Raw genomic sequence first — 6,944 nt, forward strand, 5'->3', positions numbered from 1 at the left:
GTGACCGGAAAGGTTCACCGGGTCGGGGGGGGCGGGCCCCCGGCCCCCCGGCCCGCCGCCGTCACGTGTCAGCCGGCGTCAGGCGTCAGGCGTCGCCGCCGGCAGCGCCCGGGTCGGCCGCCGTGACGTCCAGCAGCTGGTACCGGTCGATGGCCTGCTTCAGCACCGAGCGGTCGACCTTGCCGTCCCTGGCCAGCTCGGTGAGCGTCGCCAGGACCACCGACTGCGCGTCGATGTGGAAGAACCGCCGGGCCGCACCACGCGTGTCCGCGAAGCCGAAGCCGTCCGCGCCCAGCGAGGTGTAGGTGCCGGGCACCCACCGCGAGATCTGGTCCGGGACCGAACGCATCCAGTCGGAGACCGCCACGAACGGCCCCTCGGTACCCGACAGCTTGCGCGTCACGTACGGGACGCGCTGCTCCTCCTCCGGGTGCAGCAGGTTGTGCTCATCCACCGCGACGGCCTCGCGGCGCAGCTCGTTCCAGGAGGTCGCCGACCAGACGTCCGCCCGTACGTTCCACTCCGCGGCCAGGATCCGCTGCGCCTCCAGCGCCCACGGCACGGCCACGCCGGAGGCCATGATCTGCGCGCCGATGGCGCCGGCCGTACCCGCCGAGACCCGGTGGATGCCCTTGAGGATGCCGTCCACGTCCACGTCGGCCGGCTCGGCCGGGTGCTGGATCGGCTCGTTGTAGACCGTCAGGTAGTAGAAGACGTCCTCGGCGTCCGGCCCGTACATCCGCCGCAGACCGTCCTTGACGATGTGCGCGATCTCGTAGCCGTATGCCGGGTCGTACGCCACGCAGCCCGGGTTGGTCGACGCCAGTAGCTGGGAGTGACCGTCGGCGTGCTGGAGGCCTTCACCCGTCAGGGTGGTCCGGCCGGCGGTCGCGCCGAGGACGAAACCGCGGGCCAACTGGTCGGCCATCTGCCAGAACTGGTCACCCGTGCGCTGGAAACCGAACATCGAGTAGAAGACGTAGACCGGGATCAGCGGCTCGCCGTGCGTCGCGTAGGCCGAACCGGCGGCGATCAGCGAGGCCGTGCAGCCCGCCTCCGAGATGCCGTCGTGCAGCATCTGGCCCGTCGGGGACTCCTTGTACGCCAGGAGCAGGTCGCGGTCGACCGCCTCGTACTGCTGGCCCAGCGGGTTGTAGATCTTGGCGCTCGGGAAGAAGGCGTCCATGCCGAAGGTGCGGTACTCGTCGGGCGCGATCAGCACGAAACGCCTGCCGATCTCCTTGTCCCGCATCAGGTCCTTCAGGATGCGGACGAAGGCCATCGTGGTGGCGATCGACTGCTGGCCCGAGCCCTTCTTGGCGGCCGCGTACGTACTGTCGTCCGGCAGCTGCAGCGGCTTCGCGCGCACCACGCGGGTCGGCACGTAGCCGCCGTGGGCGTTGCGCTGGTCGTGCATGTACTGGATCTCGGGCGAATTGCGGCCCGGGTGGTAGTACGGCGGGGCGCCGCTCTCCAGCTGGGCGTCGGTGATCGGGATGTGCAGGCGGTCGCGGAAGCGCTTGAGGTCGTCGACCGTCAGCTTCTTCATCTGGTGCGTGGCGTTGCGGCCCTCGAAGTTCGGGCCGAGCGTCCAGCCCTTGACCGTCTGCGCCAGGATCACCGTCGGCTGGCCCTTGTGGGCCTTGGCCGCCGCGTACGCCGCGTAGACCTTCTTGTGGTCGTGGCCGCCGCGGCCCAGGTGCTGGATCTGCTGGTCGGTCATGTTCTCGACCATCGCGCGCAGCCGCTGGTCGCCGCCGAAGAAGTGCTCACGGATGTACGCGCCCGACTCGGTGGCGTACGTCTGGAACTGCCCGTCAGGCGTGGCGTTCATCTTGTTGACCAGGATGCCGTCGCGGTCCTGGGCCAGCAGCGGGTCCCAGGAGCGGTCCCAGATCAGCTTGATGACGTTCCAGCCGGCCCCGCGGAAGATCGACTCCAGCTCCTGGATGATCTTGCCGTTGCCGCGCACCGGGCCGTCGAGGCGCTGGAGGTTGCAGTTGACGACGAAGGTCAGGTTGTCCAGGCCCTCGCGGGCGGCGATGGAGAGCTGGCCGAGCGACTCCGGCTCGTCCATCTCGCCGTCGCCGAGATACGCCCAAACGTGGGACTTGGAGGTGTCCGCGATCCCGCGCGCCTCCATGTACCGGTTCATCCGGGCCTGGTAGATCGCACCGAGCGGGCCGAGACCCATCGAGACGGTCGGGAACTCCCAGAAGTCCGGCATCAGCCGCGGGTGCGGGTAACTGGAAAGTCCGTACGGGGCCTTCGACTTCTCCTGCCGGAACGCGTCGAGCTGCTGCTCGGAGAGCCGGTCCAGGAGGAAGGCGCGAGCATAGATGCCGGGCGAGGCGTGGCCCTGGAAGAAGATCTGGTCGCCGCCGTCACCCTCGTCCTTGCCCCGGAAGAAGTGGTTGAAGCCCACGTCGTAGAGGGAGGCGGAGGAGGCGAACGTGGCGATGTGGCCGCCGACGCCGATCCCGGGACGCTGGGCGCGCGAGACCATGACGGCCGCGTTCCACCGGGTGGCGTTGAGGACCTTGCGCTCGATCTCCTCGTTGCCGGGGAAGAAGGGCTCGTCCTTGGTGGCGATGGTGTTGACGTAGTCAGAGCTGCGCATCTCGGGCACGGCCACGCGCTTCTCGCGGGCCCGCTCGATCAGCCGCAGCATCAAGTAGCGGGCGCGCTCGCGGCCCCGCTCGTCCACGGCTGCGTCCAGGGAGTCGAGCCACTCCCGCGTCTCCTCCGGATCGAAGTCCGGGACCTGGCTCGGCAGGCCGCCAATGATGATCGGGTTGCGATCGGATGCGGAAGCCACGCTGTTCCTTCGCTGTCGGGGGAGTCGTACCTTGGGTCGCCGCCTCCCATGGTCTTACGCTCGACCGAAATCGTCATCTTTACCACTGGGTAATCCCTGGAGTCGGCGGCGATTCGAGGGGGAGTCGGTGACGAGAGCGGCCAAACCGCAACCTTACGCCCAGGACGATCAGTGATTTCGTAAGGCCGTTCGTCCCTCAAACAGGTAGGAAAGTCCCGACCCGATGCCGAATGGGGTGGAATGGTGTGGGATGAATCACCCGCGGTACACATCGAGGGGCTGAAAGTTGCGGCGAGACGGCCGCAATCGTCACCGTTTCGACGGTCTCGGCGGCCGGGTACTTGCGCGATCCGCCGCGCCCGTGTGGACTACCTCCAATGCTGCGCGTACGCGCGCCGCCGAAGACATTCACCGAACATGAGCAGGAGGCACCCCGTGAGCGCGACCGCGGACCACGCGGAGAACCTGGCCGCCCGGCTGGGTTTCCAGTCCGAACAGGTGGTCCAGGAGATCGGCTACGACGACGACGTCGATCAGGATTTCCGTGACGTCGTCGAGGAACTCGTCGGCGAGCTCGTCGACGAGGACTACGACGACGTCGCCGACGCCGTACTGCTGTGGTACCGAGAGGACGACGACGCCGATCTGGCGGACGCTCTGGTCGATGCCACCGAGCTGATCGAGGACGGCGCACTGATCCTGCTGCTGACTCCCAAGACCGGCCGCCCCGGCTACGTCGAGGCCAGCGACATCAAGGAAGCCGCCGAGACCGCCGGCCTCTCGCTGGCCAAGGGTCTTCCCGTCGGCAAGGAGTGGGGCGCCACCAAGCTGGTGACGCCCAAGACTGCAGCCAAGAAGCGCTGACCCGCGCCCCGCATCCAAGCGGACACACACCCCGTCGACCAGGTTTTGGCCCGGTCGGCGGGGTGTGTGCGTTGCGGATCCGCGGGCGCGGACCAGTTGGCCATAGGCTGGCACCACCCGAACGGCCCAACGCGGGCGCGCGGACATGCGGACATGCGGACATGCAGGCACGCGGACATGCAGGCACACGGACCTGCAGGAACGAAGGGATGCGACACATGGCGATCGAGGTCGGCAACAAGGCCCCGGACTTCGAGCTCAAGGACAACCACGGCGCCACCGTGCGGCTCTCCGACTTCAGGGGGGAGAAGGCGGTCGTGCTGCTCTTCTACCCCTTCGCCTTCACGGGCGTGTGCACCGGCGAGCTGTGCGAGCTGCGCGACCAGCTGCCGCGGTTCCAGAACGACGACGTACAGCTCCTCGCGGTCTCCAACGACTCGGTGCCGACCCTGCGGGTCTTCGGCGAGCAGGAGGCGCTGGACTACCCGCTGCTGTCGGACTTCTGGCCGCACGGGGAGACCTCCCGTGCGTACGGGGTCTTCGACGAGGAGAAGGGCTGCGCGGTCCGCGGCACCTTCATCATCGACAAGGACGGCATCGTGCGGTGGACCGTCGTCAACGGGCTGCCCGACGCGCGTGACCTGAACGAGTACATCAAGGCTCTCGACAGCCTCTGAGAAATCCGGGTCCGGGTGGGAACCCGTCACTAGGATCGACACGTTGATCCGGATAAACCGCACGACGGGGCACCGCCCCACACCAACCTTATGGAGGACCCGTGGGAGTCAGCCTCAGCAAGGGCGGCAACGTCTCGCTGACCAAGGCCGCGCCCAACCTGACGGCGGTCATCGTCGGTCTGGGCTGGGACGCTCGCACCACCACCGGTGTCGACTTCGACCTCGACGCCAGCGCGATCCTGACCAACGACCAGGGCAAGGTCGCCAACGACTCGAACTTCGTGTTCTTCAACAACCTGAAGAGCCCGGACGGCTCGGTCGAGCACACCGGTGACAACACCACCGGTGAGGGCGAGGGCGACGACGAGGCGATCAAGGTCAACCTCTCCGGGGTCCCGACCGACGTCCAGAAGATCGTCTTCCCGGTCTCGATCTACGAGGCCGAGAGCCGCCAGCAGAGCTTCGGCCAGGTCCGCAACGCGTACATCCGCGTCGTGAACCAGGCCGACAACACCGAGCTCGCCCGCTACGACCTCTCCGAGGACGCCTCGACCGAGACCGCCATGGTCTTCGGCGAGCTGTACCGCAATGGCGCGGAGTGGAAGTTCCGTGCCATCGGCCAGGGTTACGCCTCGGGCCTGCGCGGCATCGCGCAGGACTTCGGCGTCAACGTCTGACCCCGAGAGCAGTGTCCCGTCCGGCGCCGTGCACTGTGTGTACGGCGCCGGACGGGCTTCAGCGCCGCGCAACCGCACCGTCACACCGTCGTCCGGGGAGGACCACAACATGGGCGTCACACTCGCCAAGGGGGGCAATGTCTCCCTCTCCAAGGCCGCACCGAACCTCACCCGGGTTCTGATCGGCCTCGGATGGGATGCGCGCTCGACCACGGGAGCCGACTTCGACCTCGACGCCAGCGCACTGCTGTGCGGCGACGGCCGGGTGCTCGGGGACGAGTACTTCGTCTTCTACAACAACTTGAAGAGCCCCGAGGGCTCCGTCGAACACACCGGCGACAACCTCACCGGCGAGGGTGAAGGTGACGACGAGTCGATCATCATCGACCTCACCAAGGTGCCGGACCGGGTCGACAAGATCGTCTTCCCCGTGTCGATCCACGAGGCGGACGCCCGCCGACAGAGCTTCGGTCAGGTCAGCAACGCCTTCATCCGCGTGGTGAACCAGGCGGACGGCCAGGAACTCGCCCGGTACGACCTGTCCGAGGACGCCTCCAGTGAGACGGCGATGATCTTCGGCGAGGTCTATCGGTACGGGGGTGAATGGAAGTTCCGTGCCGTGGGGCAGGGGTACGCGTCGGGCCTCAGGGGCATCGCTCTAGACTTCGGGGTCAACGTTTCGTAAAGCCGTACAAGACGATGGGGTGCCAGTGGTTCTCAAAACCTTCGGCTGGTCGTTCGCAATCACTGCGCTCGGTCTGGTCGCAGCGGTGTTCTACGGGGGGTGGCAGGCGTTCGGGATCGTCGCGATCCTGTCCGTCCTGGAGATCTCGCTGTCCTTCGACAATGCGGTGGTCAACGCCGGGATCCTGAAGAAGATGAATGCCTTCTGGCAGAAGATCTTCCTCACCGTCGGTGTCCTCATCGCCGTGTTCGGCATGCGCCTCCTCTTCCCCGTCGTCATCGTCGCGATCAGTGCCAAGATCGGGCCCATCGACGCCGTCGATCTGGCCATGAACGACAAGGAGATGTACGAGCAGCTGGTCACGGACGCTCACCCGTCCATCGCTGCTTTTGGCGGAATGTTCCTGCTGATGATCTTCCTCGATTTCATCTTCGAGGAGCGTGACATCAAGTGGCTCGCCTGGCTGGAGCGCCCGCTCGCCAAGCTCGGCAAGATCGACATGCTGTCCGCGTGCATCGCGCTGATCGTCCTGGTCGTCACCTCGATGACCTTCGCCACCCACGCCCACCAGCACGGCGGCATCGAGGTGGACAAGGCGCAGACCGTCCTGGTCTCCGGCATTCTCGGCCTGATCACCTACATGGTCGTCGGCGGCCTCTCCGGCTACTTCGAGAACAAGCTGGAGGAAGAGGAAGAGGCCGAGCACGAGGCCGAGGAAGCTGCCAAGAGGAGCGGCAATCCGGTCTCGGCCGTCGCCATGGCCGGCAAGGCCGCGTTCTTCATGTTCCTCTACCTCGAGGTCCTCGACGCGTCCTTCTCCTTCGACGGCGTCATCGGCGCCTTCGCCATCACCAACGACATCGTGCTCATGGCCCTCGGCCTCGGCATCGGTGCCATGTACGTCCGTTCGCTCACGGTCTACCTGGTCCGCCAGGGCACCCTGGACGACTACGTCTACCTGGAGCACGGCGCGCACTACGCCATCGGCGCGCTCGCCGTCATCCTGCTCGTCACCATCCAGCACGAGATCAACGAGGTCATCACCGGCCTCGTCGGCGTCGTGCTGATCGCCTGGTCCTTCTGGTCCTCCGTGCGCCGCAACAAGCGCATCGAGGCCGAGGGCGGTGGCAGCGGCGAGTCCGCGGAGGTCACGGCCGGGGTGTGATCCGGCCCTGATTGCGGAATCTTCACTACGACGGGGCGGCCGCGCGGATCCACAGGAC

At 66.9% G+C, this 6,944-nt stretch carries 6 protein-coding genes; 5 read left to right on the plus strand and 1 reads right to left on the minus strand.

All coding sequences use genetic code 11. The features are described from left to right. Nucleotides 1-85 precede the first annotated feature (85 nt). A complete protein-coding gene (gene aceE / locus ACFWBF_RS36825; RefSeq protein WP_385609198.1) occupies nucleotides 86-2,818 on the minus strand; it encodes a pyruvate dehydrogenase (acetyl-transferring), homodimeric type in 2,733 nt (910 codons plus the stop codon). Nucleotides 2,819-3,253: 435 nt separating this feature from the next. Here aceE and ACFWBF_RS36830 point away from each other — a divergent pair, with 435 nt between their 5' ends. The 5 genes from ACFWBF_RS36830 (at nucleotide 3,254) to ACFWBF_RS36850 (ending at nucleotide 6,886) form a co-directional block, all read left to right on the plus strand. Continuing rightward, nucleotides 3,254-3,682 (plus strand): DUF3052 family protein, encoded by a 429-nt coding sequence (locus tag ACFWBF_RS36830; protein WP_385235415.1) that lies wholly within the window; start codon nucleotides 3,254-3,256, stop codon nucleotides 3,680-3,682. A gap of 218 nt (nucleotides 3,683-3,900) precedes the next feature. Continuing rightward, nucleotides 3,901-4,359, plus strand: coding sequence for a peroxiredoxin (locus ACFWBF_RS36835; RefSeq protein WP_385235454.1), 459 nt, complete (start codon nucleotides 3,901-3,903; stop codon nucleotides 4,357-4,359). A 101-nt stretch (nucleotides 4,360-4,460) separates the two neighbouring features. Continuing rightward, entirely contained in the window at nucleotides 4,461-5,036 is a 576-nt protein-coding gene (locus tag ACFWBF_RS36840) for a TerD family protein (protein ID WP_385609199.1), read from the plus strand. A 109-nt stretch (nucleotides 5,037-5,145) separates the two neighbouring features. Further along, nucleotides 5,146-5,721 carry a TerD family protein gene (locus ACFWBF_RS36845; protein ID WP_385235410.1) on the plus strand — a complete coding sequence of 192 codons (576 nt, stop codon included), beginning with the start codon at nucleotides 5,146-5,148 and terminating at the stop codon, nucleotides 5,719-5,721. 25 nt (nucleotides 5,722-5,746) lie between these two features. Beyond that, entirely contained in the window at nucleotides 5,747-6,886 is a 1,140-nt protein-coding gene (locus ACFWBF_RS36850) for a DUF475 domain-containing protein (protein WP_385609200.1), read from the plus strand. Nucleotides 6,887-6,944 lie beyond the last annotated feature (58 nt).

The sequence above is a fragment of the Streptomyces sp. NPDC060028 genome (assembly GCF_042736725.1).
In the GTDB taxonomy this organism is placed as follows: Bacteria; Actinomycetota; Actinomycetes; order Streptomycetales; family Streptomycetaceae; genus Streptomyces.

Bases quoted from the DNA above. Each gene is read 5' to 3' on its own strand.
- ACFWBF_RS36835 (WP_385235454.1), top strand. From the start codon at position 3,901: ATGGCGATCGAGGTCGGCAACAAGGCCCCGGACTTCGAGCTCAAGGAC.
- ACFWBF_RS36845 (WP_385235410.1), top strand. From the start codon at position 5,146: ATGGGCGTCACACTCGCCAAGGGGGGCAATGTCTCCCTCTCCAAGGCC.